Source organism: Pseudomonas entomophila (genome assembly GCF_029193575.1).
GTDB classification, from domain to species: domain Bacteria; phylum Pseudomonadota; class Gammaproteobacteria; order Pseudomonadales; family Pseudomonadaceae; genus Aquipseudomonas; species Aquipseudomonas entomophila_G.
The window spans coordinates 616,495-639,477 of record NZ_JARGCS010000012.1; the positions used below are offsets into that span (position 1 = coordinate 616,495).

General features: G+C 61.9%; 26 protein-coding genes and 3 tRNA genes. 21 read left to right on the forward strand and 8 right to left on the reverse strand.

Going from position 1 to position 22,983, the window contains the following annotated elements; genetic code table 11:
• Window positions 1–87 precede the first annotated feature (87 nt).
• Window positions 88–164: transfer RNA gene (locus P0Y43_RS07585), tRNA-Met, on the reverse strand.
• Between the two features lie 121 nt (window positions 165–285).
• A tRNA-Met gene (locus P0Y43_RS07590) sits at window positions 286–362 on the reverse strand.
• A gap of 223 nt (window positions 363–585) precedes the next feature.
• Here P0Y43_RS07590 and dinB point away from each other — a divergent pair.
• Window positions 586–1,650 (forward strand): DNA polymerase IV, encoded by a 1,065-nt coding sequence (dinB, locus tag P0Y43_RS07595; protein WP_275636676.1) that lies wholly within the window; start codon window positions 586–588, stop codon window positions 1,648–1,650.
• A gap of 119 nt (window positions 1,651–1,769) precedes the next feature.
• Here dinB and P0Y43_RS07600 read toward each other — a convergent pair whose 3' ends face one another.
• From P0Y43_RS07600 to P0Y43_RS07615, 4 genes are all read right to left on the reverse strand, one after another.
• Complete coding sequence (locus P0Y43_RS07600) at window positions 1,770–2,723, reverse strand: hypothetical protein (protein ID WP_275636677.1); 954 nt, start codon at window positions 2,721–2,723, stop codon at window positions 1,770–1,772.
• Window positions 2,724–2,744: 21 nt separating this feature from the next.
• The gene (locus P0Y43_RS07605) at window positions 2,745–4,460 is read right to left on the reverse strand and encodes a proline--tRNA ligase (RefSeq protein WP_275636678.1); all 1,716 of its coding nucleotides are present in this window, start codon (window positions 4,458–4,460) and stop codon (window positions 2,745–2,747) included.
• A 159-nt stretch (window positions 4,461–4,619) separates the two neighbouring features.
• A complete protein-coding gene (locus P0Y43_RS07610) occupies window positions 4,620–5,939 on the reverse strand; it encodes an OprD family porin (protein WP_275636679.1) in 1,320 nt (439 codons plus the stop codon).
• Window positions 5,940–6,105: 166 nt separating this feature from the next.
• A complete protein-coding gene (locus P0Y43_RS07615; RefSeq protein WP_275636680.1) occupies window positions 6,106–6,423 on the reverse strand; it encodes a hypothetical protein in 318 nt (105 codons plus the stop codon).
• Between the two features lie 247 nt (window positions 6,424–6,670).
• On the opposite strand from P0Y43_RS07615, the gene P0Y43_RS07620 reads away from it, so the two are divergent.
• Both P0Y43_RS07620 and P0Y43_RS07625 read left to right on the forward strand, forming a co-directional pair.
• Window positions 6,671–7,090, forward strand: coding sequence for an HIT family protein (locus tag P0Y43_RS07620; protein WP_275636681.1), 420 nt, complete (start codon window positions 6,671–6,673; stop codon window positions 7,088–7,090).
• A gap of 5 nt (window positions 7,091–7,095) precedes the next feature.
• Window positions 7,096–7,302 (forward strand): SlyX family protein, encoded by a 207-nt coding sequence (locus tag P0Y43_RS07625; protein WP_275636682.1) that lies wholly within the window; start codon window positions 7,096–7,098, stop codon window positions 7,300–7,302.
• Between the two features lie 21 nt (window positions 7,303–7,323).
• On the opposite strand, the gene P0Y43_RS07630 is transcribed toward P0Y43_RS07625, so the two are convergent.
• Window positions 7,324–7,917, reverse strand: a complete 594-nt coding sequence (locus P0Y43_RS07630; RefSeq protein WP_275636683.1) for a cold shock domain-containing protein — start codon at window positions 7,915–7,917, stop codon at window positions 7,324–7,326.
• Between the two features lie 280 nt (window positions 7,918–8,197).
• Between P0Y43_RS07630 and P0Y43_RS07635 the strand changes: the two genes are divergently transcribed.
• The 18 genes from P0Y43_RS07635 to P0Y43_RS07720 all read left to right on the forward strand — a co-directional run bounded on the left by P0Y43_RS07635 (window position 8,198) and on the right by P0Y43_RS07720 (window position 21,727).
• Window positions 8,198–8,671, forward strand: coding sequence for a Dps family protein (locus tag P0Y43_RS07635; protein WP_275636684.1), 474 nt, complete (start codon window positions 8,198–8,200; stop codon window positions 8,669–8,671).
• A gap of 156 nt (window positions 8,672–8,827) precedes the next feature.
• Window positions 8,828–9,145: a ribbon-helix-helix domain-containing protein gene (locus P0Y43_RS07640; protein WP_275636685.1), complete on the forward strand. Its 318-nt coding sequence runs from the start codon at window positions 8,828–8,830 to the stop codon at window positions 9,143–9,145.
• A gap of 93 nt (window positions 9,146–9,238) precedes the next feature.
• Window positions 9,239–9,460 (forward strand): FmdB family zinc ribbon protein, encoded by a 222-nt coding sequence (locus P0Y43_RS07645; RefSeq protein ID WP_275636686.1) that lies wholly within the window; start codon window positions 9,239–9,241, stop codon window positions 9,458–9,460.
• Window positions 9,461–9,554: 94 nt separating this feature from the next.
• Complete coding sequence (gene aspS / locus P0Y43_RS07650; protein WP_275636687.1) at window positions 9,555–11,330, forward strand: aspartate--tRNA ligase; 1,776 nt, start codon at window positions 9,555–9,557, stop codon at window positions 11,328–11,330.
• 111 nt (window positions 11,331–11,441) lie between these two features.
• Complete coding sequence (locus P0Y43_RS07655) at window positions 11,442–12,188, forward strand: YebC/PmpR family DNA-binding transcriptional regulator (protein WP_275636688.1); 747 nt, start codon at window positions 11,442–11,444, stop codon at window positions 12,186–12,188.
• A gap of 125 nt (window positions 12,189–12,313) precedes the next feature.
• Entirely contained in the window at window positions 12,314–12,838 is a 525-nt protein-coding gene (gene ruvC / locus P0Y43_RS07660; RefSeq protein WP_275636689.1) for a crossover junction endodeoxyribonuclease RuvC, read from the forward strand.
• 108 nt (window positions 12,839–12,946) lie between these two features.
• Window positions 12,947–13,561 carry a Holliday junction branch migration protein RuvA gene (gene ruvA / locus P0Y43_RS07665; protein WP_275636690.1) on the forward strand — a complete coding sequence of 205 codons (615 nt, stop codon included), beginning with the start codon at window positions 12,947–12,949 and terminating at the stop codon, window positions 13,559–13,561.
• Window positions 13,558–14,604 carry a Holliday junction branch migration DNA helicase RuvB gene (gene ruvB / locus P0Y43_RS07670; protein ID WP_275636691.1) on the forward strand — a complete coding sequence of 349 codons (1,047 nt, stop codon included), beginning with the start codon at window positions 13,558–13,560 and terminating at the stop codon, window positions 14,602–14,604. The genes ruvA and ruvB overlap by 4 nt, the downstream gene beginning before the upstream one ends.
• Before the next feature lie 125 nt (window positions 14,605–14,729).
• The gene (gene ybgC / locus P0Y43_RS07675; RefSeq protein WP_275636692.1) at window positions 14,730–15,182 is read left to right on the forward strand and encodes a tol-pal system-associated acyl-CoA thioesterase; all 453 of its coding nucleotides are present in this window, start codon (window positions 14,730–14,732) and stop codon (window positions 15,180–15,182) included.
• A 2-nt stretch (window positions 15,183–15,184) separates the two neighbouring features.
• Complete coding sequence (gene tolQ, locus P0Y43_RS07680; protein WP_275636693.1) at window positions 15,185–15,880, forward strand: protein TolQ; 696 nt, start codon at window positions 15,185–15,187, stop codon at window positions 15,878–15,880.
• 14 nt (window positions 15,881–15,894) lie between these two features.
• Window positions 15,895–16,347, forward strand: coding sequence for a protein TolR (tolR, locus tag P0Y43_RS07685; protein ID WP_275636694.1), 453 nt, complete (start codon window positions 15,895–15,897; stop codon window positions 16,345–16,347).
• Entirely contained in the window at window positions 16,347–17,423 is a 1,077-nt protein-coding gene (gene tolA / locus P0Y43_RS07690; protein WP_275636695.1) for a cell envelope integrity protein TolA, read from the forward strand. Before tolR ends, tolA begins: the two co-directional genes overlap by 1 nt.
• A 26-nt stretch (window positions 17,424–17,449) precedes the next feature.
• A complete protein-coding gene (gene tolB, locus P0Y43_RS07695) occupies window positions 17,450–18,721 on the forward strand; it encodes a Tol-Pal system beta propeller repeat protein TolB (protein ID WP_275636718.1) in 1,272 nt (423 codons plus the stop codon).
• Between the two features lie 53 nt (window positions 18,722–18,774).
• A complete protein-coding gene (pal, locus tag P0Y43_RS07700; protein WP_023381906.1) occupies window positions 18,775–19,272 on the forward strand; it encodes a peptidoglycan-associated lipoprotein Pal in 498 nt (165 codons plus the stop codon).
• A 6-nt stretch (window positions 19,273–19,278) separates the two neighbouring features.
• Window positions 19,279–20,088 carry a tol-pal system protein YbgF gene (gene ybgF / locus P0Y43_RS07705; protein WP_275636696.1) on the forward strand — a complete coding sequence of 270 codons (810 nt, stop codon included), beginning with the start codon at window positions 19,279–19,281 and terminating at the stop codon, window positions 20,086–20,088.
• Window positions 20,089–20,248: 160 nt separating this feature from the next.
• Window positions 20,249–20,896, forward strand: a complete 648-nt coding sequence (queE, locus tag P0Y43_RS07710) for a 7-carboxy-7-deazaguanine synthase QueE (protein ID WP_275636697.1) — start codon at window positions 20,249–20,251, stop codon at window positions 20,894–20,896.
• Window positions 20,897–20,915: 19 nt separating this feature from the next.
• Complete coding sequence (gene queC / locus P0Y43_RS07715) at window positions 20,916–21,590, forward strand: 7-cyano-7-deazaguanine synthase QueC (RefSeq protein ID WP_275636698.1); 675 nt, start codon at window positions 20,916–20,918, stop codon at window positions 21,588–21,590.
• A gap of 61 nt (window positions 21,591–21,651) precedes the next feature.
• A tRNA-Lys gene (locus tag P0Y43_RS07720) sits at window positions 21,652–21,727 on the forward strand.
• A gap of 569 nt (window positions 21,728–22,296) precedes the next feature.
• On the opposite strand, the gene P0Y43_RS07725 is transcribed toward P0Y43_RS07720, so the two are convergent.
• On the reverse strand, window positions 22,297–22,623 hold the full coding sequence (locus tag P0Y43_RS07725; protein WP_275636699.1) for a conjugal transfer nickase/helicase domain-containing protein: 327 nt from the start codon (window positions 22,621–22,623) through the stop codon (window positions 22,297–22,299).
• Between the last annotated feature and the right edge of the window lie 360 nt (window positions 22,624–22,983).

Below are 22,983 nucleotides of genomic sequence, written 5' to 3' on the forward strand. Positions count from 1 at the left end.
GCGGGCCAGGAAGGCCAGCGTATTGCGTGGTGCAGATGCAACAAGCCCCGCGCTGTCCTGGGACAGGCGGGGCTTGTTCTGACGATATGGTTGCGGGAGCCGGATTTGAACCGACGACCTTCGGGTTATGAGCCCGACGAGCTACCAGGCTGCTCCATCCCGCGTCAGTGGTGCGCATTCTACGGATTCGCGGCGGGGTGTCAAGCGTTAAGTGTTGATTTTTTCAGATTTTTTCTGGGCGCAACGAAAAAGGCCACTGCGCAAGCAGTGGCCTTTTTCTTGATTTGGTTGCGGGAGCCGGATTTGAACCGACGACCTTCGGGTTATGAGCCCGACGAGCTACCAGGCTGCTCCATCCCGCGCCTGTGGAACCGAATTCTACGGAAAAGCGCCACCATGTCAAGCGCTTTCTCAAAAAAATCCTTTTTTGTTCAAAAGCTTAGCGTTCCCATTCGGCCGGCGGCCCAGCAACGGCGCGGGTGTGGCTCAATTGGCACCCCGGTCATCGCCGTGACAGCGCCTGGGCTTTCCCATCGCCAGTGATGTTGTAATATCTGTATGAATTTACAGTATCGGCTGTCATCCATGTCTCAGCGCAAGATCATCCACATCGACTGCGATTGCTTTTATGCCGCGATCGAGATGCGTGACGACCCGCGCCTGGCCGGGCGACCGATGGCGGTGGGCGGCTCACCCGAGCATCGCGGTGTGATCGCCACGTGCAACTATGAGGCGCGCGCCTACGGTGTGCATTCGGCGATGTCATCCCGGCATGCGCTGAAGTTGTGCCCGGACCTGCTGATCGTCAAGCCGCGCTTCGAGGCGTACCGCGAAGCCTCGCGGGAGATCCACGCGATCTTGCGTGACTACACCGAGCTGATCGAGCCGCTGTCGTTGGATGAGGCCTACCTGGACGTCAGCGATAGCCAGTGGTTCGGCGGCAGCGCCACGCGTATCGCCGAAGACATTCGTCGGCGGGTCGTGCAGACCTTGCGCATCACCGTGTCGGCAGGGGTCGCCCCGAACAAGTTCCTGGCCAAGATCGCCAGTGACTGGCGCAAGCCCGACGGCCTGTTCGTGGTCACCCCGGACCATGTGGAGGATTTCGTCGCCGCCTTGCCGGTGGCGCGGTTGCATGGGGTAGGCAAGGTCACGGCGGATAAATTGTCGCGCCTGGGGGTCGATACCTGCCTGGCGCTGCGTGAATGGTCACGGCTGGCCCTGGTGCGTGAGTTCGGCAGCTTCGGTGAGCGGCTGTGGGGGCTGGCGCGGGGCATTGACGATCGGGTGGTGCAGAACGACAGCCGGCGCCAGTCGGTGAGTGTGGAGAACACTTATGACAACGACCTGCCGGATCTGGCCAGTTGCCTGGAAAAGATCCCCGACCTGCTGCGCAGCCTGAACGAGCGCATCGCGCGCATGGACAGCAGCTACCGGCCGGACAAGCCCTTCGTGAAGGTCAAGTTCCACGATTTCAGCCAGACCACGCTGGAGCAGGCGGGGGCGGGGCGGGACTTGGACAGTTACCGGCAGTTGCTCAGCCAGGCGTTTGCCCGGGGTGGCAAGCCGGTGCGGTTGTTGGGGGTAGGGGTGCGGCTGCGGGATCTGCGCGGGGCGCATGAGCAACTGGAGTTGTTTCCGCCTCGGTGAACGGCAGCGGCCTCATCGTGGGGCGAGCTCGCCTCCACCGGCACACCGCAACCCTCGTGGGCGCTGGTGTAGCTGTGGGAGCGGGCTCGCCCCGCGATGAGGCCGCTACTGTTTACGGATCAATGCACGCCCGGGTCGGCCACCAAGCGGCCGGTATCCTTGGTCAGCGCCTTGAGAAATTCCTGCTGCAGCTCCGGATCGTTGCGGGTCAGCTCGATCAGGCTCTGCTCCAGCTCGCTGGCTTCCTCTTCCAGGCCCAGCTCAGACAGGCGCTTGACCCGGTGCACCCATTGGCCGACATCATCGTCCTCAAGGTCATCGAAGATCAGTTCGTGGGCTTCCAGCAACTTGTTGCGCAGGCTGCCGCTGACCAGCAGGCTCGCATCGCCGCGTACGCCGTTGTCCTCGTCGGCCACCAGAAGGTGCAGGGTGCCGATGTGGTTGAGGTTCTGCTCCGAGAACGGGCTGTCGAGCAGGTTCAGGCGCAGCACGCCGTTGCGGTCGGTGGTCAGCTCGTGGGTCTTCTTGCCGGCCTTGACCTCCACCAGGCGCTCGCTCCAAGGCACGCTGGTGGCCTCTTCGCGCTTGCCCTTCTGCACCTCGCTGATACCTGCCAGGTTCTGCTGTGCGCGACCGTTGGACTGCACGTTCATGAACGGGTTGAGCCCGGCGACGCCGTAGTTCAGCCAGTCGTGCGTGACGCTTTGCGGCAGGTTGCCCAGGGCGAACACATTGACCACGTTGGCGCCGATCCCGGCCACCACCGCCACCGCGCCCAGCGGGATCTCGTAGATCTCCCGCCACGGTTGGTAGGGCGTGTAGCGGTCGTAGCGGCGGGTGACCTCGAACTCGGTGACTTCGAAGCGCTTCTGCTCGTGGATGCGCACGCGCCGTTGCGGAAGCTCCATGACCTTGGGCTCGCCGACGTCGATTTGCAGGCTGTGCTCGAGCAGTTTGCGCTCGACGCGCTCCTCATGCTCGCTGCGCTGGGACATCTGGTTGGCGCAACCGCTGACGAGCAGGGCGCCGCAGAGCGCGGCGCCCCCCAGGGTAAAGGTACTTCGCTTGGACATGATCACTCGTGCATTGGGCTATCAGCGGCGGACGCGGGCTTGCAGGAAGGTCAGCACTTCATTCAGTGGCAGCGCCTGGGCTTCCTGCTCGGTGCGGTGCTTGTATTCAAGGTTGCCTTCGGCCAGCGAGCGGTCGCTGACCACGATGCGGTGCGGAATACCGATCAGCTCCATGTCGGCGAACTTGATGCCGGGGCTAGTCTTCTTGTCGCGGTCATCCAGCAGCACCTCGAAGCCGGCGGCGGTCAGTTCCGCGTACAGCTTGTCGGTCGCTTCACGCACGGCCTCGGTTTCGTAGCGCAGTGGCACCAGGGCGATGTGGAAGGGCGCCAGGGCGTCGTTCCAGATGATGCCCTTGTCGTCGTGGCTCTGCTCGATGGCGGCGGCGACCACGCGGGACACGCCGATGCCGTAGCAGCCCATCGACAGGGTGACCGGCTTGCCGTTCTCGCCCAGTACCTGGCACTTGAGCGCCTCGCTGTACTTGGTGCCGAGCTGGAAGATGTGGCCCACTTCGATGCCGCGCTTGATCACCAGGGTGCCCTGGCCGTCCGGGCTCGGGTCGCCAGCGACCACGTTGCGCAGGTCGGCTACTTGTGGGACGGGCAGGTCACGTTCCCAGTTGACGCCGAAGTAGTGCTTGTCGTCGATGTTGGCGCCGATGCCGAAGTCGCTCATCAGGGCCACGGAGCGGTCGATGACGATTTCCAGCGGCAGGTTCAATGGGCCCAGCGAGCCTGCGCCAGCGCCGATGGCGGCGCGCAGCTCGGCGTCGGTGGCCATGACCAGCGGGTCGGCGACCTGCTCCAGCTTGGTGGCCTTGATTTCGTTCAGCTCATGGTCGCCGCGGACGATCAGGGCGATCAGCTTGCCTTCCTCGGCGCCGCGCACGATCAGGGTCTTGACGGTCTTTTCGATCGCCAGGCCGTGGTTTTCGACCAGTTGCGCGATGGTCTTGGCGTCCGGGGTGTCGACCAGGCGCAGCTCTTCGGCGGGCGCTGGGCGCACGGTTTCGCGCGGGATGGCTTCGGCTTTCTCGATGTTGGCCGCGTAGTCGGAGCTGTCGCTGAAGATCACGTCGTCTTCGCCGGACGAGGCCAGGACGTGGAATTCGTGGGAGTAGCTGCCGCCGATCGAGCCGGTATCGGCCTGCACTGGACGGAAGTCCAGGCCCAGGCGGGTGAAGACGTTGGAGTACGCCTGGTGCATGCGGTCGTAGGTTTCCTGCAGGGAAGCCTGGTCGGCATGGAAGGAGTAGGCGTCCTTCATGATGAACTCGCGGCCGCGCATCAGGCCGAAGCGCGGACGGATCTCGTCACGGAACTTGGTCTGGATCTGGTACATGTTCAGCGGCAGCTGTTTATAGCTGGACAGCTCGTTGCGCGCGAGGTCGGTGATGACCTCCTCGTGGGTCGGGCCGACGCAGAAGTCACGATCGTGGCGGTCCTTCAGACGCAGCAGCTCGGGGCCGTACTGCTCCCAGCGGCCGGATTCCTGCCACAGCTCGGCGGGCTGGATGCTCGGCATCAGCACTTCCAGGGCGCCGGCGGCGTTCATTTCCTCGCGCACCACGTTCTCGACCTTGCGCATCACCCGCAGGCCCATCGGCAGCCAGGTGTACAGGCCGGAGGCCAGCTTGCGGATCATGCCGGCGCGCAGCATGAGCTGGTGGCTGATGACCACCGCGTCGGCAGGGGTTTCTTTCTGGGTGGCGAGCAAATATTGACTGGTGCGCATGGGGAGCCGTGTCGATTGCCTGAATGTTTGAAATGACCCCGCATTGTACGGGGGCGAAACGAAAGCGTACAGAATGCCCCAGGGCGCGGCACTTGTCAGCCAAGAAAAAGCCCGGCGAGTGCCGGGCTTCTTCAGATGCGGGGCAGTGCAAGCCAGGGCTTACAGGATGCTCAGCGGGTACTCGACGATCAGGCGCAGTTCGTCGATGGAGTTGGAATCGTAGTAGACGCCATCGCTGGAGCGGTAGGTGGCCTGACGGACGCGCAAGCTCAGGTCCTTGGCCGGGCCGCTCTGCAGGACGTACTTGACATCGATGTCGCGTTCCCACTCTTTGCCGTTGTCGGTGGAGCTGGTTTGCGCACCGGTACCACGCGCATAACGGGTCATGAAGCTCAGGCCCGGGATGCCGTATTCAGCGAAGTTCAGGTCGTAGCGAGCCTGCCAGGATTTCTCGTCTTCGGCGTTGAAGTCCGAACGCGCGATGGAGTTGGCCAGGAAGATGCTGCCGCCGCCGTCGATTCCGTAGGCGTAGTCGCCATCGCCGCTGACTTTCTGGTAGGCCAGGGTGAAGGTGTGTGCACCAATGTTGTAAGCGGCCGAAAGGCTGGCTGCGACGTTGTCGAGCTTGTTGCTGCCGTCAGCTTTGGCAACGTAGGCGCCGGTGCGGTTGTCACCGATGGACTTGGTGTCATAGATGTTGAAGTCGAACACCAGGCCTTGCTTGTCGCTCAGCGGCACTGCCCAGTTGAGGTTGCCGTAGTACTTGCGGAAGTGATCTTCCACGCGCGAATAGTACAGGCTGGTGCTCAGGCCGTCGGTGATTGCGTAAGTACCGCCGAACACATTGGCTTCGGTCAGGCCTGGGGTCTTGACCCCAGTATTACGGTTCTTGCCGAGAACGCTGTCCTTGTAGGTCTGGGCTTGGGCATTGAGACGGGTGAAGTGACCGGCGTTGAGCTCCAGGCCTTTGACTTCCTTGCTGGTCAGCAGGAAACCTTCGGCAACTTCTGGCAACAGACGGCTGTCGTCGGTAGCGAAGACCGGCAGAGCGGTGTACTGGCCGCCGTACTTGAGGGTGGTGTCCGAGATGCGCATCTTGACTGCGCCATGAGCCTCGGAGTAATCGTCCTGGGAGCGACCGTCACTGCCGGTCGGGAACAGGCCGCTGCCCGCGCGACCTTTGCCGCTGTCCAGTTTCACACCCAGCAAGCCGATGGCATCCACACCAACGCCGACGGTGCCTTGGGTGAAGCCAGACTCGAAGGCGCCGTGGAAGCCCAGGCCGGTTTCTTCGGTGCGGCTCTTGCTGTCGGCCGGCGAGTTACGGAAGTCACGGCTGAAATACAGCATCCGGGTTTTGACGCTCAGTTTGCTGTCTTCGACAAAGCCCTTGGATTCATCTTGCGAAGAGGCTACGGCGAACTGCGAGGTCCCTGCCGCAACGGCCAGGGCGATCATGCTCCACTTCATCACGCGCATCGTGATTTGCTCCTTTGGTTTTAGGAAGAGTACCGCTGCGCCCAGGTTTTCTAGTTATCGGGGCAGCACTTTCTTTTTATGTCGGCGAAAATGTATATCACCTGACTGTTGTTGGCGATATGAAAAAAACATCCTTTCGGAAAGTTTATGCTCATGTCGCTCCCGGTTATATCCATGTCGCAAACCACGTCCCTTTTTTCGCGGCGTGTACTTCAGCGTTGTTTCCACGCCCGTCACCTGCCCGTAAAGAAAATGTGCCGGTGTGGTACTCCCTGGTAAACCTGTCGCTGTTGTTATCCATTCCGTCCACCCGACATTGCAGGTGTCGTGCCGACTTGGCGTAAAAAGAATGCAACAAGCGTGCACAAAAACGATCACCGTTGATGATTTTTTCACATTTGCTCTGGAAGGGCCTGCAAAGCACCGCAAATGCTGGGTTTTGCTCGCTTGATGGCCGGGCTGTTTTCAGGGCGGGTTGCGTCAAGGAAAGCTGCCTTGAAAGTCAATGTGTTACCGCGCACTGTTCATCCTGAGTAGTTTTTTGCGGGCAGGTGTGGGTTGGTCGACATTTGTCGCCTCATTTTGGTGCGAAAAGTAGCGATGTGTTACCGCGTGTGGCATTGCGCTATCAGGTGTGGGGCAAAAAGGGTGCGAGGCCTGGCGCGCGGCGAGGTATCCTGCGTCAATGTGCCGGCAGTGGTTGTCGGTTGGGGTTTCGAGGAGGTTTTGTCGTGTTCGACCTGGATTCGCGTCTGCAGCAGGATTCCCTGGTGCTGGGGGATTTCCCGCTATGCCGTTTGTTGCTGAGCAGGGACGCCAATTACCCCTGGTTCATTCTGGTGCCGCGACGTGTGGACGTCAGTGAGTTGTTCCAGCTGGATGCCGCCGACCAGCAGCAGCTCTGGAAAGAGACCACCTACCTGGCGGAAACCCTCAAGGATGGCTTCGCCGCCGACAAGATGAACGTGGCGACCTTGGGCAACGTGGTCAGCCAGCTGCACATGCACGTGATCGTGCGTCGCCGTGACGATGCCGCCTGGCCGGCGCCGGTGTGGGGCAAGGCGCCAGCCGTTGAGTATGCGCCGGAGCAGGTCGAGGCCATCCGCCAGCGCCTGCGTGCGCTGTTGGGCGACGAATTCAAGGAGGTGTGAGGCGTATGTCGTTGGAATCGCGCGTCATCGAACTGGAAACCCGTCAGGCGTTCCAGGACGACACCATCCAGGCGCTCAATGATGTGCTGGTGGAGCAGGGGCAGGTGATCGAGCGCCTGCAATTGCAGATGGCCGAACTGATCAAGCGTTATGAAGAGATGGTCGGCCAGTACGAGGCCGGTGGGGAGGAGGCCCCGCCGCCTCATTATTGAGGGCGGCAGGGTTGGGTGCGCTCAGCGACGGGTGACCGCGACCACGTCCTCGGCCTGCAGGCCCTTGTCGCGGTGCATCACCGAGAACTCCACGCGCTGGCCTTCGACCAGCACGCGGTGGCCTTCACCGCGGATGGCGCGGAAGTGCACGAAGATATCGTCGCCGGAGTCGCGGGAAATGAAGCCGAAGCCCTTGGACGTGTTGAACCACTTCACGGTGCCAGTATCGCGCTTGCCGCCATCCGGCAGCGGTACTGGGTTGGTGCGTGGTTTGCGGCTGCCGCGGGCAAGGTTGGCGCCCAGGTGCAGGGCGGCTGCCAGTGCGGCGCAGAACAGGGCAGGGGCATTGCCCAATTCCGGGCGGGCCAGCAGGGTGATGGTCTGCAGGATCACCGCCACTACCAGCAGGGTGCTCGCCAGGCGTTGCAGCAGTTGCCGAGTACCTTGGTAGTAGTGCGGCACGACTGGGGCCAGGATCAGGTTGAGCAGGCCAAGCAGTCCAAGGTAGACAGCTTCGGGTTGCTGTAGAAAGGGTGTCGCGTCGGTTCTGAGGCTGGGGATGAGCGACAGCAGCAAAGCCGCCACGCCCGTCACCAGATGGACGATCTTGAACATTGGGTTAGGCTCACAGTTGGATAAGTCGATCACAGGAAGAGCGGGCAGCACGGTGCGCAGGTGTGGAAAAGGCGCGATCACGTGACTGGCCAGCCTATGCACCCGGCAATAAAAGTCCGCACGGGTGGCACGCTGCCTATTTAACCGCAAAGGCGCAGGCTTCTCAAACCGTAGGCCGGTGCGACTGATGCGCAGCCATCTGTCGCATGCGGCGGGGTGCAACTCTTGATAGAGTGTTTTTGCCCGCTTGATCATCAAGCCTTAAGGAAAGGGGAGATTCATGGCAATCGATATCGGTATCAGCGAAGAAGATCGCAAGTCCATCGTTGACGGGTTGTCTCGCCTGTTGTCGGATACTTACGTGCTGTACCTGAAAACCCATAACTTCCACTGGAACGTCACTGGCCCGTCGTTTCGCACGCTGCACCTGATGTTCGAAGAGCAGTACAACGAATTGGCCCTGGCCGTCGACTCGATCGCCGAGCGCATTCGTGCCCTGGGCTTCCCCGCGCCGGGTTCGTATGCCTTCTATGCGCGGCATTCTTCCATCAAGGAAGAAGAAGGCGTCCCGGCCGCGGACGAGATGATTCGCCAGTTGGTTCAGGGCCAGGAGGCGGTCGTGCGCACGGCGCGCAGTATCTTCCCGGTCGTGGACAAGGTCAGTGACGAGCCGACCGCCGACCTGCTGACCCAGCGCATGCAGGTACACGAGAAGACGGCGTGGATGCTGCGGGTATTGCTCGACGGCAAGTGACCTCGCCAGCGCTAAGCCAGCCCGGCCCGGTTTTCCGGCGCCGGGCTTTTCTTTGCACAAGGAAACCCTTGTCGCTGCTTTCCGGCGCCGTGACGGCGCTTCATTGCCCGACCCAGAAGGGTTTTCGTGCAATGACAAAGGAAGTGGTGGTGACGTATGGCGCAAGCAGGCAAGTTCGGTGGCTGGCCGGTCAAGGAGTGCAGGGACCCATTCAGGAATGATTTCGACATGCGGCGTATCGTGCCGGTTTCACGTTCGGTGCGGCTCAATGGTTTCGCCACCTGCCTGCGCCTGGAGGCTGTTTACTGGCAGATCCTCGAGCGTATAGCCGAAGCCAATGGCTGTTCGGTGAGCGCGGTGCTTTCCTATATTGATCGGGAGGTGCACCTGCGCCAGGGCGGCGTGCGCAATTTCAGTGGTTTGATCCGCGTGGTCTGTGTCGCCTGGCTGCTCGAGCCGCCGAGCGCGCACTGATCGCCGGGCGGGCTGCACTGCTCTCCTTAACCATATATAATCCCGCTTTTTGCTGCCCCGGCAGCCAGCGACAGGGTTGAGCGAGAGACACCCATGCCTCTTTATGACTATCAATGCGCCGCCTGCGACCACCGCCTGGAGGCGTTGCAGAAGATCAGCGCGGCGCCTTTGACCGATTGCCCGGCCTGCCAGGCGCCGGCGCTGAAGAAACAACTGTCGGTACCCGGCTTTCGCCTGAGCGGCAATGGTTGGTACGAAACCGATTTCAAGACCGGGGCGAAGAAGAACCTGGCAGGCGGCGACAAGGCCGACTGAGTTGAAGTGCAGCGACCGGGTCTTGCACTATTAGCCCCTTGGGCGGCCAAGACCTCCACCGAATACACGAATCACGAGAAGCGAAACCACCATCATGATGCGCAGCCATTATTGCGGCCAACTGAACGAGAGCCTGGACGGCCAGGAAGTCACCCTTTGCGGCTGGGTCCATCGTCGCCGCGACCACGGCGGGGTGATCTTCCTCGACATCCGTGACCGCGAAGGCATGGCCCAGGTCGTGTTCGACCCGGATCGCGCCGACACCTTCGCCGCTGCCGACCGCGTGCGCAGCGAATACGTGGTGCAGATCACCGGCAAGGTGCGCAAGCGTCCGGAAGGTGCGGTGAACCCGAACATGGCGTCCGGCGCCATCGAGATCCTGGGTTACCAGCTGACCGTGCTCAACGAAGCCGAGACGCCGCCCTTCCCGTTGAATGAATATTCCGACGTGGGCGAAGAAACCCGTCTGCGCTATCGCTTCATCGACCTGCGCCGTCCGGAGATGGCCGACAAGCTGCGCCTGCGTTCGCGCATCACCAGCAGCATTCGGCGCTTCCTCGACGAGAACGGCTTCCTCGACGTCGAGACGCCGATCCTCACCCGTGCCACCCCGGAAGGCGCGCGCGACTACCTGGTACCGAGCCGCACCCATGCCGGCAGCTTCTTCGCCCTGCCGCAGTCGCCGCAGCTGTTCAAGCAACTGCTGATGGTCGCCGGCTTCGACCGCTACTACCAGATCGCCAAGTGCTTCCGCGACGAAGACCTGCGTGCCGACCGCCAGCCGGAATTCACCCAGATCGACATCGAGACCAGCTTCCTCGACGAATCCGAGATCATGGGCCTGACCGAAGGCATGATCCGCAAGCTGTTCAAGGAAGTGCTGGACCTGGAGTTCGGTGAGTTCCCGCACATGACCTTTGAGGAGGCCATGCGCCGCTACGGTTCCGACAAGCCGGACCTGCGCAACCCGCTGGAGCTGGTCGACGTTGCCGACCAACTCAAGGATGTCGACTTCAAGGTCTTCGCCGGCCCTGCCAACGATCCGAAGTGCCGCGTCACCGCGCTGCGCCTGCCGGGCGGCGCCAGCATGCCGCGCAGCAAGATCGACGAGTACACCAAGTTCGTCGGCATCTATGGCGCCAAGGGCCTGGCCTACATCAAGGTCAACGAGCGTGCCAAGGGCGTCGACGGCCTGCAGTCGCCTATCGTCAAGAACATCCCCGAGGCCAACCTCAACGTGATCCTCGATCGCGTCGGCGCGGTCGATGGCGACATCGTGTTCTTCGGTGCCGACAAGTTCAAGGTGGTCAGCGAGGCCCTGGGCGCGCTGCGTATCCGCCTGGGCCACGACTTCGACCTGCTGACCTGCCAGTGGGCGCCGATGTGGGTCGTCGACTTCCCGATGTTCGAAGAGAACGAAGACGGCAGCTTCACCGCCTTGCACCACCCGTTCACCGCGCCGAAGTGCTCGCCTGAAGAGCTGGAGGCCAACCCGGCCACCGCGCTGTCGCGTGCCTACGACATGGTCCTGAACGGCACTGAGCTGGGTGGTGGTTCGATCCGTATTCACCGCAAGGAAATGCAACAGGCGGTGTTCCGTCTGCTGGGCATCGAGGCGGCGGAACAGGAAGAGAAGTTCGGCTTCCTGCTCGATGCGCTGAAGTTCGGTGCACCGCCTCACGGCGGCCTGGCCTTCGGCCTGGACCGTCTGGTCATGCTGATGACTGGCGCGCAGTCGATCCGTGAAGTGATCGCCTTCCCGAAAACCCAGAGCGCGGCCTGTGTCATGACCCAGGCCCCAGGCCTGGTGGATGCCAAGGCTCTGCGCGAGCTGCACATCCGTCTGCGCGAGCAGACCAAGGTCGAGTAAGCGACCTGCGGGTGCCCTTTCGCCGGGGCGCCCACGCGCTTCGGCGCAGCATTTCTCGTGTTCCGCCCTTCGGGGCGGAACCTGTTTTTGTTTCAAGGATTTGGAGTCGTTATGGCAGGTCATTCCAAGTGGGCGAACATCAAGCACCGCAAAGAGCGCCAGGATGCCAAGAGAGGCAAGATCTTCACCAAGTGGATCCGCGAACTGACCGTCGCCGCCAAGCAGGGCGGGCCTGACCCAGCCTCCAACCCGCGTCTGCGCCTGGCCCTGGACAAGGCCCTGGGCGCCAACATGAGCCGCGACATCATCGACCGCGCCGTGGCGCGTGGCGCTGGCACCAATGAAAGCGACAACGTCGAGGAGCTGACCTACGAAGGTTACGGCCCGGGTGGCGTGGCGATCATGGTCGAGGCCATGACCGATAACCGTAACCGCACCGCCGCCGCCGTGCGCCATGCCTTCACCAAGTGTGGCGGCAACCTCGGCACCGACGGTTCCGTGGCCTACCTGTTCGAGCGCAAGGGGCAGCTCAGCTTCGCTGCGGGCGTCGAAGAGGACGCGCTGATGGAGGCGGCAATGGAAGCGGATGCCGACGACGTGCTGGCCAACGATGATGGCTCCTTCGACGTCTTCACGTCGTTCAATAGCTTCTACGCCGTGCGTAATGCGCTGGAAGAGGCGGGTTTCAAGGCCGCTGATGCGGAAATCGTCATGCAGCCGACCACCAGTGCCGAGCTCGACCAGGACGGTGCGGAGAAGGTGCTCAAGCTGATCGACATGCTCGAGGACCTGGACGACGTGCAGAACGTCTATTCCAACGCGCAGATTTCCGACGAGATCCTGGAAAAACTCGGCTAAGGTTTTTCCTTGGCCTTCTGGGCCTCTTCGCGGGCAAGCCCGCTCCCACAGGCGCCGCGTGGTGCTCGTGGGGGCGGGCTTGCCCGCGAAGAGGCCGGTGAAAAATGTAAAGAACCGCAGGCTTTATGACGCTGATTCTTGGTATCGACCCCGGCTCGCGGATCACCGGCTACGGTGTGGTCCGCCAGACCGCCCGTGGCTGCGAGTACGTGGCTTCCGGCTGCATCCGCACGGGCAGTGGTGAATTGCACGAGCGCCTGCAGGTGGTTTTTCGCGGCGTGAGCGAGATCATTCGCCTGCATGGCCCTGTCACCATGGGCATCGAGCGGGTGTTCATGGCGCGCAACGCCGACTCGGCGCTCAAGCTTGGCCAGGCGCGTGGCGCGGCGATCGTCGCCGCAGCCGAGGCGGGCCTGGAGATCGCCGAGTACAGCGCCAGCCAGGTGAAGCAGGCGGTGGCGGGCACTGGCGGGGCCAACAAGGAACAGGTGATGCTGATGGTCATGCACCTGCTCAAGCTGACCCAGAAGCCGCAGGTCGACGCCTCCGATGCCCTGGCCATCGCCCTGTGCCATGCCCATACCCGCTCCAGCCTGGTGCCCCATGGCCTGGCCACGGCACGGCGACGCGGCGGGCGCTTGCGTCTGTAACCGCTTCATGCCCTGATACACATTTTGTCCGGGTGAAACGCTCACCCCTTGCATTTGCTGATAGGGTTGTCCGGTCTCTGGCCGGTGCCCGAGAGGAAGGATCGGAACGTGATTGGACGTTTGCGCGGCACCCTGGCGGAAAAACAGCCGCCGCACCTGATTATCGACGTCAATGGCCTGGGCTATGAGCTGGAGGTGCCAATGACCACCCTGTACCGCCTGCCCAAGGTCGGCGAAGCGGTCACCCTGCACACGCACTTGGTGGTGCGCGAGGACGCCCACCTGCTCTACGGCTTTGCCGAGAAGCGCGAACGCGAGCTGTTCCGTGAGCTTATCCGGCTGAACGGCGTCGGCCCCAAGCTGGCCCTGGCGCTGATGTCGGGCCTGGAGGTCGACGAGTTGGTGCGCTGTGTCCAGGCCCAGGACGCTTCGGCGCTGGTGCGCGTGCCCGGCGTCGGCAAGAAGACCGCCGAGCGTCTGCTGGTCGAACTCAAGGACCGCTTCAAGGCGTGGGAAACCTCGCCAGCCATGTTCACCCTGGTCTCCGATGGCCCGCTGCCGGTGGCCAGCAACTCGAGTGCCGAGGCCGATGCCGTCAGCGCCCTGATCTCGCTCGGCTACAAGCCACAGGAGGCCAGCAAGGCGGTTTCGGCCATCGAGGGCAAGGCCAACCTGAGCAGTGAGGAACTGATCCGCCGTAGCCTCAAAGGAATGATCAAGTGATCGAAGCCGACCGACTGATCGCCGCCAGCGGGCGGGACCGCGAAGAGGTCCAGGACCGCGCCATTCGCCCATTGAGCCTGGACGAGTACATCGGCCAGCCGGTGGTGCGCGATCAGATGGGGCTGTTCATACAGGCGGCCCGCGGGCGCAACGAGTCGCTCGACCACACCCTGATCTTTGGTCCGCCCGGCCTGGGCAAGACCACCCTGGCCAACATCATCGCCCACGAGATGGGTGTCTCGGTCAAGAGCACCTCGGGGCCGATCCTCGAGCGCCCTGGCGACCTGGCCGCGATGCTGACCAACCTAGAGCCCCACGATGTGCTGTTCATCGACGAGATCCACCGCCTCTCGCCAGTGGTCGAGGAGGTGCTCTACCCGGCGATGGAGGACTTCCAGCTCGACATCATGATCGGCGAAGGCCCGGCTGCCCGTTCCATCAAGCTCGACCTGCCGCCATTCACCCTGGTCGGCGCCACCACCCGCGCCGGCATGCTCACCAACCCGCTGCGTGATCGTTTCGGCATCGTCCAGCGCCTGGAGTTCTACAGCAACCAGGACCTGGCCACCATCGTCAGTCGTTCGGCGAACATCCTCGGCCTGGTCATCGAAGACCAGGGTGCCTTCGAGATCGCCCGCCGCGCGCGCGGCACCCCACGTATCGCCAATCGCCTGTTGCGCCGTGTGCGCGACTACGCCGAGGTGCGCGCCAAGGGGCAGATCACCAAGGCGATCGCCGACAAGGCGCTGAACCTGCTGGACGTCGACGAGCGTGGCTTCGACCACTCCGACCGACGCCTGCTGCTGACCATGATCGAGAAGTTCGACGGCGGCCCGGTGGGGGTCGACAACCTGGCCGCGGCGATCAGCGAAGAGCGGCACACCATCGAGGACGTGCTCGAGCCCTACCTGATCCAGCAGGGCTACATCATGCGCACGCCGAGGGGGCGTGTGGTAACCCGGCACGCCTACCTGCATTTCGGCCTGAACATTCCAGGGCGTTTTGCCGAGGGCGGAGAATTTTCCGATCCGGACGATGAATGACAGATCGAAGCGGGGTTTTCGTGGTCCTAGCGCTGGCACTTTGCGACAGGGCTGGCAATACGACATTTCCCCTGAAAAAACAGTTGCCGGTGCGGATTGGCAAGCTGAGGAGTAAGCACTAGAGTATGCGCGCGCAAAATCGGCTGGAACCGTTCGCACACCGCTGTCGCGTCTATTACGAGGATACCGACGCGGGTGGGGTCGTCTATTACGTCAATTACCTGAAATTCATGGAGCGTGCGCGCACCGAACGTCTGCGTCACCTGGGCTTTTCCCAGGCGGAACTGGCCGGTGACAATCTGCTGTTCGTGGTCCACTCCAGCGAGGCGCGCTACCACGCGCCGGCGCGGTTGGACGACGAACTGCGGGTGACTGCGCAGGTGCTCGAGCTGAACCGTGCCAGCCTGCGCTTCGTGCAGCAGGTCTGGCGCGAAAAGGATGAAACGCTGCTCTGCGAAGGGCAGTTCCTGGTGGCCGCCGTGCGCGCCGACACTTTCAAACCCCGGGCCATTCCCCCAGCGCTGCGAGACGCCTTCCTGGCGGATGGCCCGGGTATTCAATCGAACGCAGGAGAATAAGCGTGGAAGCAAACGTCGTCGACCATACCTCCATGTGGAGCCTGGTCGCCAATGCCAGTATCGTGGTTCAGCTGGTGATGCTGACCCTCGTGGCAGCCTCGGTGACTTCTTGGATCATGATCTTCCAGCGCAGCAACCTGCTGCGCGCCGGTCGTCGTGCACTGGATGCCTTTGAAGAGCGCTTCTGGTCGGGCATCGACCTGTCCAAGCTGTACCGCCAGGCTGGCAGCAACCCCGACCCGGACTCCGGCGTCGAGCAGGTGTTCCGCGCTGGCTTCAAGGAATTCTCGCGCCTGCGCCAGCAGCCGGGCGTCGACCCGGATGCGGTCATGGAAGGTGTCGGCCGTGCCATGCGCGTGGCCATCTCCCGCGAGGAAGAAAAGCTCGAGCAGAGCCTGCCGTTCCTCGCCACCGTCGGCTCCACCAGCCCGTACATCGGCCTGTTCGGTACCGTCTGGGGCATCATGAACTCCTTCCGTGGCCTGGCCAGCGCCCAGCAGGCCACCCTCGCCACCGTGGCCCCGGGCATCGCCGAGGCGCTGATCGCCACCGCGATCGGCCTGTTCGCCGCGATTCCGGCCGTTATCGCCTACAACCGTTTCGCCGCGCGCAGCGAAGTGCTGATCGGTCGTTACTACACGTTCGCCGACGAGTTCCAGGCGATCCTGCACCGTAAAGTGCACACCAGCGAAGAGTGATCAGGTAGACATCCATGGCCCGAGTTCGCCACAAACGCAAGCCGGTCGCCGAGATGAACGTGGTGCCCTACATCGACGTGATGCTGGTGCTGCTGGTCATCTTCATGGTGACCGCACCCATGCTCAACCAGGGCGTGAAGGTCGACCTGCCCAAGGTTTCCAGCGAAGCCCTGCCGCAGGACAACAACGTGCAGATCCTCACCATCTCGATCAAGGCCGACAAGACCTACTACTGGAACCTCGGTAGCGAAGTCGATACCGACAAACAGATGGACCGGGCCATGACCCTGCCGGACATGACCAGCGCGGTGACCAAAATCATCGCTGCCGGCCGTGACCAGGGCAAGCAGACCCAGGTGTTCATCCGTGGCGACAAGGCCGTCGACTACGGCGCTGTCATGGGCGCCATGGGCGGGTTGCAGAAGGCCGGTGTCGGTAACGTTGGCCTGATTACCGAGGCGCCCTGATGCAACAGCGAGAGCCATCCGCCTCGGAAAGCTACTTCTGGCCCACAGTCTGGGCCGTTGGCCTGCATGTGCTGGTCTTCGGCATGCTGTTCGTCAGCTTTGCCATGACGCCCGAGCTGCCGCCCTCCAAGCCGATCGTCCAGGCCACGCTCTACCAGCTCAAGTCCAAGAGCCAGGCGACCACCCAGACCAATCAGAAGATTGCCGGTGAGGCGAAGAAGACCGCTTCGCGCCAGACCGAGGTCGAGCAGCTGGAGCAGAAGAAGGTCGAGCAAGAGGCCGTGAAGGCCGCGGAACAAAAGAAAGCCGACGCCGCTCAAAAGGCCGAGGAAGCCCGCGAGGCCGCCGAGGCGAAGAAAGCCGAGGAAGCCGCCAAGGCCACTGAAGCGAAGAAGGCTGCCGAAGCCAAGAAGGCTGAAGAGGCGAAGAAGGCCGCCGAGAAGCAACAGGCCGACATCGCCAAGAAGAAAGCCGAGGAAGAGGCGAAGAAGCAGGCCGAGGAAGAAGCCAAGAAACAGGCCGCCGAGGAGGCGAAGAAGAAAGCCGCCGAAGAGGCCAAGAAGAAAGCAGCCGAGGACGCCAAGAAGAAAGCGGCGGCCGAGGACGCCAAGAAAAAGGCAGCCGAAGAGGCCAAGCAAAAGGCCGCGGCGGACGCCCAGAAGAAAAAGGCACAGGAAGCGGCACGCAAGGCGGCCGAGGACAAGAAGGCGCAGGCCCTGGCCGAGCTGTTGTCCGACACCACCGAGCGCCAGCAGGCCCTGGCCGACGAGCAAGGCGACCAAGTGGCCGGCGACTTCGACGACCTTATCCGCATGCGTGCGGCCGAAGGTTGGGCGCGTCCGCCATCCGCGCGCAAGGGCATGACGGTAGTCCTGCAGATCAACATGCTGCCGGACGGCACGATCACCAACGTGAGCGTGGCCAAGTCCAGTGGCGATGGTCCGTTCGACAGCTCGGCCGTGGCCGCGGTGAAGAACATTGGTCGCTTGACCGAAATGCAGGGCTTGAAGCCGAACGAGTTCAATCCGTATCGTTCGTTCAAGATGACATTTACACCTGAGGATCTAGCGTTGTGATTAAACGTCTGAGAGGACTGCTGGTCATGCTCTGCTGCGTGGCAGGCATGGCGGTGGCAGAGGAAAAGAACATCCTGGTCACCAGTGGCAGCGACCGGGCAACGCCCATCGCGGTAGTGCCGTTCGGCCTGCAAGGTGGCAGCGTGCTGCCGGAAGACATGGCCGACATTATCAGCAATGACCTGCGCAACTCCGGCTACTACGCGCCGATTCCACGGCAGAACATGATCAGCACGCCGACCCAGGCGAGCGAAGTCATCTTCCGTGACTGGAAAGCGCTGGGCGCCCAGTACGTGATGGTCGGTAACATCGTGCCGTCCGGTGGTCGCCTGCAGGTGACCTACGCACTGTTCAACGTCGCCACCGAGCAGCAGGTGCTGACCGGCAGCGTCGGCGGTGGCGTAGACCAGTTGCGCGACATGTCGCACTACATCGCAGACCAGTCGTTCGAGAAGCTCACCGGCATCAAGGGCGCGTTCTCCACCCGCATGCTGTACGTGACCGCCGAGCGTTTCTCGACCAACAACACCCGCTACACCCTGCAACGCTCCGACTACGACGGTGCCCGTGCGGTGACCCTGCTGCAGTCCCGTGAGCCGATCCTGTCGCCGCGCTTCGCGCCGGATGGCAAGCGCATCGCTTATGTGTCGTTCGAGCAGAAGCGTCCGCGCATCTTCGTCCAGCACATCGACACCGGTCGCCGTGAGCAGATCACCAACTTCGAAGGCCTGAACGGTGCGCCTGCCTGGTCGCCGGACGGTTCGCGCCTGGCGTTCGTGCTGTCCAAGGACGGTAACCCGGACATCTACGTGATGAACGTCGGTTCCCGCCAGATCAGCCGTGTCACCGCCGGCCCCGGTATCAATACCGAGCCGTTCTGGGGCAAGGATGGCAACACCCTGTACTTCACTTCCGACCGTGGCGGTAAACCGCAGATCTACAAAACTTCGGTCAGCGGTGGTGGTGCGGAGCGTGTCACGTTCGTGGGCAACTACAACGCCAACCCGAAACTGTCGGCGGATGAAAAGACCTTGGTGATGATTCATCGCCAAGAAGGTTTCACCAACTTCAAAGTGGCGGCCCAGGACTTGCAACGTGGAAGTGTAAAGATTCTCTCCGAGACCAGTCTTGATGAGTCACCCACTGTTGCGCCAAACGGCACCATGCTAATCTACGCCACCCGCCAGCAGGGCCGGGGAGTCTTGATGCTCGTCTCGCTCAATGGACGCGTGAGGCTCCCACTTCCTACCGCTCAAGGCGAAGTCAGAGAACCGTCCTGGTCCCCTTACCTGAACTGATTGCGGCGTAACATTTTTGCTTAACACACTGGGGTTTCATTAGGAGTTTCACGATGGAAATGCTGAAGTTTGGTAAATTCGCTGCGCTGGCTCTGGCCATGGCCGTAGCTGTAGGTTGCTCCTCCAAGGGCGGTGACAACGCTGGTGAAGGCGCTGTTGACCCGAACGCTGGCTACGGTGCCAACACCGGCGCTGTCGATGGTTCCCTGAGCGAAGAAGCCGCTCTGCGCGCAATCACCACCTTCTACTTCGAATACGACAGCTCGGATCTGAAGCCAGAAGCCATGCGCGCCCTGGACGTTCACGCCAAGGACCTGAAAGCCAACGGCAACCGTGTTGTTCTGGAAGGTAACACCGACGAGCGCGGTACCCGCGAGTACAACATGGCTCTGGGCGAGCGTCGTGCCAAGGCCGTTCAACGCTACCTGGTCCTGCAAGGCGTTTCGCCTGCTCAGCTGGAACTGGTTTCCTACGGCGAAGAGCGTCCAGTTGCCACCGGCAACGACGAGCAGTCCTGGGCTCAGAACCGTCGCGTAGAACTGCGTAAGTAAGTTCTTATGCGTATGTGCCGTCGTGTTGTAACCGTCCTCGCCCTCAGCCTGCCGCTTTCGGCATGGGCTGCGGTACCTGTAGTAGATGACAACGGAGGCAGTTACCCGCCTTCGGGTTATGGCACGAGCGGCGCCTATGCCGGGGCAGGGGCTTCGGCCCCCGCCTCTGCACAGGGCCAGCTGTTCTTGCAGCTGCAACAGATGCAGGACCAGATTTCCCGCCAGCAGGGCATCATCGAAGAATTGCAAAACGATGTGGCCCGCATGAAGCAGGAAAACCTGGAACGCTACCAGGATCTGGACCGTCGCATCAGCAGTGGCGTCGCACCTGCGGCCACTCCCGAGAATTCCCCGTCCGGCGGCGCACCTGCCACCGGAGCACCCGCCACCGATGGCGGTGCCAGCGCCCAGCCGCCTGCCACTGGCAGCGAGCCCGGCGACCCGGCCAAAGAGAAGCTGTACTACGATGCAGCCTTCGACCTGATCAAGCAGAAGGATTTCGACAAGGCCAGCCAGGCCTTCACCGCCTTCCTGCGCAAGTACCCCAATAGCCAGTACGCCGGCAACGCGCAGTACTGGTTGGGTGAAGTGAACCTGGCCAAGGGCGACCTGCAAGGCGCCGGCCAGGCCTTCGCCAAGGTCAGCCAGCTGTACCCCAAGCACAGCAAGGTGCCTGATTCGTTGTACAAGCTGGCCGATGTCGAACGTCGCCTTGGCCACACCGACAAGGTCAAGGGCATTCTGCAGCAGGTCATCACCCAGTATCCCGGCACTTCCGCCGCGCAACTGGCGCAACGCGACCTGCAGAAACTCTGAGCTGCACCGTTTGAAAGAAACCCGCGCTTGTCGCGGGTTTTTTCGTTAGAATCTGTGCCCTTTTTTCGTAAACACGCTGTTGCGGATAACGCCATGTCGAGTCCGCGACAGTGCCTGACGGAGGCGGACAGCCTGTTTAGCTGTCACGCCCGTGGCGACCATGCAAGACACATTACGCATCACCGAAGTCTTTTACTCTTTGCAGGGTGAAACGCGAACGGCTGGGCTGCCCACCGTATTCGTGCGCCTCACTGGCTGCCCCCTGCGCTGCCAGTACTGCGACAGTGCCTACGCTTTCAGTGGCGGCACGCTGCGCACCCTCGACGACATCCTCGAGCAGGTGGCGGGTTTCCGGCCGCGCTACGTTTGCGTCACTGGTGGCGAACCGCTGGCCCAGCCCAATGCGCTGCCTCTGCTGCAACGTCTGTGCGACGCCGGCTACGAGGTTTCCCTGGAAACCAGCGGCGCCCTCGACATTGCGCGGGTGGACACCCGCGTCAGCCGCGTGGTCGACCTCAAGACCCCAGGCTCCGAGGAAATGCACCGCAACCGCTACGAGAACATTGAGCACCTGACCCGCAACGACCAGGTCAAGTTCGTCATCTGTTCGCGTGAGGACTATGACTGGGCGGTGTCCAAGCTGATCCAGTACAACCTGGCGCAACGCGCGGGCGAAGTGCTGTTCTCGCCCAGCCACCATCAGGTGAACGCCACCGACCTGGCCGACTGGATCGTCGCCGACAACCTGCCCGTACGCTTCCAGATGCAGCTGCACAAACTGCTATGGAACGACGAACCAGGGCGCTGAGACCCAAAGAGTGAACGACATGACTGAGAAACGCGCGGTAATCCTGCTGTCTGGCGGCCTGGACTCGGCCACCGTGGTCGCCATGGCCAAGGCCGACGGCTACAGTTGCTACACCATGAGCTTCGACTACGGTCAACGCCACCGCGCCGAGCTCAATGCCGCGGCGCGTGTCGCCCGCGACCTGGGCGTGATCGAGCACAAGGTGATCGGCCTGAACCTCGATGGCATCGGTGGCTCGGCCCTGACCGACAGCAGCATCGACGTGCCCGAGGCACCGACCGAAGGCATCCCGGTCACCTATGTGCCTGCGCGCAACACCGTGTTCCTGTCCCTGGCTCTGGGGTGGGCGGAGGTGCTGGAGGCGCGTGACATCTTCATCGGTGTCAACGCGGTGGACTATTCCGGCTACCCGGACTGCCGCCCGGAGTTCGTCGAGGCCTTCGAGCGCATGGCCAACCTGGCCACCAAGGCTGGCGTGGAAGGGCAGGGCTTCCGCATCCAGGCGCCGCTGCAGAACCTGAGCAAGGCGCAGATCATCCAGGCTGGGGTCGCCCGGGGCGTGGACTACAGCCTCACGGTGTCGTGCTACCAAGCCGATGACCAGGGCCGTGCATGCGGCAAATGCGATAGCTGCCGCTTGCGTGCAGAGGGCTTCAAAGCGGCTGGGATAGACGACCCTACGCCCTATTTTTGAAAAAAGTTGCGATGGGGTGTTGATTTCCTTATAGGAATCAGTAATATACGCGCCATCCAACGGGTCGTTAGCTCAGTTGGTAGAGCAGTTGGCTTTTAACCAATTGGTCGTAGGTTCGAATCCTACACGACCCACCATATTCACAGCGGTTCGTGAGTGCTAGAGAGCGGCTTGCCATAGCCATTTCTAGTCTTGCAGCCGTCTGTAGCGAGTCCTAGGCTCGCTACAAGGTGATATCAATATTGAATAGCCCGCCACTTATGGCGGGCTTTTTCGTTTCTGAGTCAGAAAACTCAAAGACTTAGCGGATTTTGAGCTGTTACAGCTCAATCAAATAATGCCGCTAATGTATCCCAAGCCCCTCGCAGCTAAAGGCATAGCGCCAGCTTCATAGCATCATGATCTATCGATGCCCTGGTTCAGGGTCATCCCCATCATGATGGTTCTGCTCGATAGTCTTCGTTGATCGGGCTCTATACGGGCATGGTTTTACTGGTCCGTGAGCCGGGTGCGGCGCTTTCATCGACGCGGCGAGCCAGGTGCAATGCCCCCTGCCGCAGGCTGCGCTCATGCAGCACATCGCGCATGTGTCGTAGTCAGCTTCTATGTGGCGCGATGTTCGAGTGATTGAGCAAATCGTTAATCTTGGCGCTGGTCTGTCTCAGGTCATGGTCGACCAGGTGCTCCTGCAGCAACTCCTGAGGCGTCATCCTGCGGCCCCTTCCACTACCCTGCGCAACAACTTCGGGTCGAGAAGCAGGCAACCCTTCAACTGGGCGGTCTTCCGTGGGCCTATTGCATCGTAGGTCCGGATGTTCAACTGCTTGCCGGTCTTCGGGTGGCTCTGTTCTTTCTCAAATGCGCGTTGTACATGCTGCCAGGCCGCTGTCCCGGTTTTGTCGAAAGTTCTCTCAAGCTCTGGGTGCTCCAGCACATATCTCTTGAAGATCCCAGGGGTAACGAGCATTGCCGTGTCGTCGACAGTGTGTATCAGGGTCTTGGTGTCGTTGAGTTTGGGTAGCGCTTGGCTCATCTGATGGCTCAGTGATATTGCACTACGGTTTCAGCAGATCTTCGTGTTCAGAACATTGGATCCCTTCGGTTGGGACTGGCTGTGCCAATGTTCGATGCCGTGCCGGAAGGTGAAGTGCATCGGCGTTACAGTCGGCTGGTTCAAGAGGTGGCGCGCAGACTGTTATTGTCATTTTTTTTGTGTAAGTTTTACTGGGAGGATTTCGATCTATTTTGTGATCGGTTGTGGATTTTTTGTTTGTCCGATCTTGTGTTGAGGGATTGGGCATACTAGCATCCGGCCGGATATCCAGTTGACCCGGCAGGCGTTGAAAGCGGGTCGTTTGGGTGTTTGCCTTTTGGGTTTCTATTGAGAGTGCTT

What these genes read in the sequence shown, in the direction of transcription:
- dinB (WP_275636676.1), top strand. Translation starts at nt 586, where the DNA reads ATGTCTCAGCGCAAGATCATCCACATCGACTGCGATTGCTTTTATGCC.
- P0Y43_RS07600 (WP_275636677.1), bottom strand. Translation starts at nt 2,723, where the DNA reads ATGTCCAAGCGAAGTACCTTTACCCTGGGGGGCGCCGCGCTCTGCGGC.
- P0Y43_RS07605 (WP_275636678.1), bottom strand. Translation starts at nt 4,460, where the DNA reads ATGCGCACCAGTCAATATTTGCTCGCCACCCAGAAAGAAACCCCTGCC.
- P0Y43_RS07610 (WP_275636679.1), bottom strand. Translation starts at nt 5,939, where the DNA reads ATGCGCGTGATGAAGTGGAGCATGATCGCCCTGGCCGTTGCGGCAGGG.
- P0Y43_RS07625 (WP_275636682.1), top strand. Translation starts at nt 7,096, where the DNA reads ATGTCGTTGGAATCGCGCGTCATCGAACTGGAAACCCGTCAGGCGTTC.
- P0Y43_RS07630 (WP_275636683.1), bottom strand. Translation starts at nt 7,917, where the DNA reads ATGTTCAAGATCGTCCATCTGGTGACGGGCGTGGCGGCTTTGCTGCTG.
- P0Y43_RS07635 (WP_275636684.1), top strand. Translation starts at nt 8,198, where the DNA reads ATGGCAATCGATATCGGTATCAGCGAAGAAGATCGCAAGTCCATCGTT.
- P0Y43_RS07640 (WP_275636685.1), top strand. Translation starts at nt 8,828, where the DNA reads ATGGCGCAAGCAGGCAAGTTCGGTGGCTGGCCGGTCAAGGAGTGCAGG.
- P0Y43_RS07645 (WP_275636686.1), top strand. Translation starts at nt 9,239, where the DNA reads ATGCCTCTTTATGACTATCAATGCGCCGCCTGCGACCACCGCCTGGAG.
- aspS (WP_275636687.1), top strand. Translation starts at nt 9,555, where the DNA reads ATGATGCGCAGCCATTATTGCGGCCAACTGAACGAGAGCCTGGACGGC.
- P0Y43_RS07655 (WP_275636688.1), top strand. Translation starts at nt 11,442, where the DNA reads ATGGCAGGTCATTCCAAGTGGGCGAACATCAAGCACCGCAAAGAGCGC.
- ruvC (WP_275636689.1), top strand. Translation starts at nt 12,314, where the DNA reads ATGACGCTGATTCTTGGTATCGACCCCGGCTCGCGGATCACCGGCTAC.
- ybgC (WP_275636692.1), top strand. Translation starts at nt 14,730, where the DNA reads ATGCGCGCGCAAAATCGGCTGGAACCGTTCGCACACCGCTGTCGCGTC.
- tolR (WP_275636694.1), top strand. Translation starts at nt 15,895, where the DNA reads ATGGCCCGAGTTCGCCACAAACGCAAGCCGGTCGCCGAGATGAACGTG.
- tolA (WP_275636695.1), top strand. Translation starts at nt 16,347, where the DNA reads ATGCAACAGCGAGAGCCATCCGCCTCGGAAAGCTACTTCTGGCCCACA.
- tolB (WP_275636718.1), top strand. Translation starts at nt 17,450, where the DNA reads ATGCTCTGCTGCGTGGCAGGCATGGCGGTGGCAGAGGAAAAGAACATC.
- pal (WP_023381906.1), top strand. Translation starts at nt 18,775, where the DNA reads ATGGAAATGCTGAAGTTTGGTAAATTCGCTGCGCTGGCTCTGGCCATG.
- ybgF (WP_275636696.1), top strand. Translation starts at nt 19,279, where the DNA reads ATGCGTATGTGCCGTCGTGTTGTAACCGTCCTCGCCCTCAGCCTGCCG.
- queE (WP_275636697.1), top strand. Translation starts at nt 20,249, where the DNA reads ATGCAAGACACATTACGCATCACCGAAGTCTTTTACTCTTTGCAGGGT.
- queC (WP_275636698.1), top strand. Translation starts at nt 20,916, where the DNA reads ATGACTGAGAAACGCGCGGTAATCCTGCTGTCTGGCGGCCTGGACTCG.
- P0Y43_RS07725 (WP_275636699.1), bottom strand. Translation starts at nt 22,623, where the DNA reads ATGAGCCAAGCGCTACCCAAACTCAACGACACCAAGACCCTGATACAC.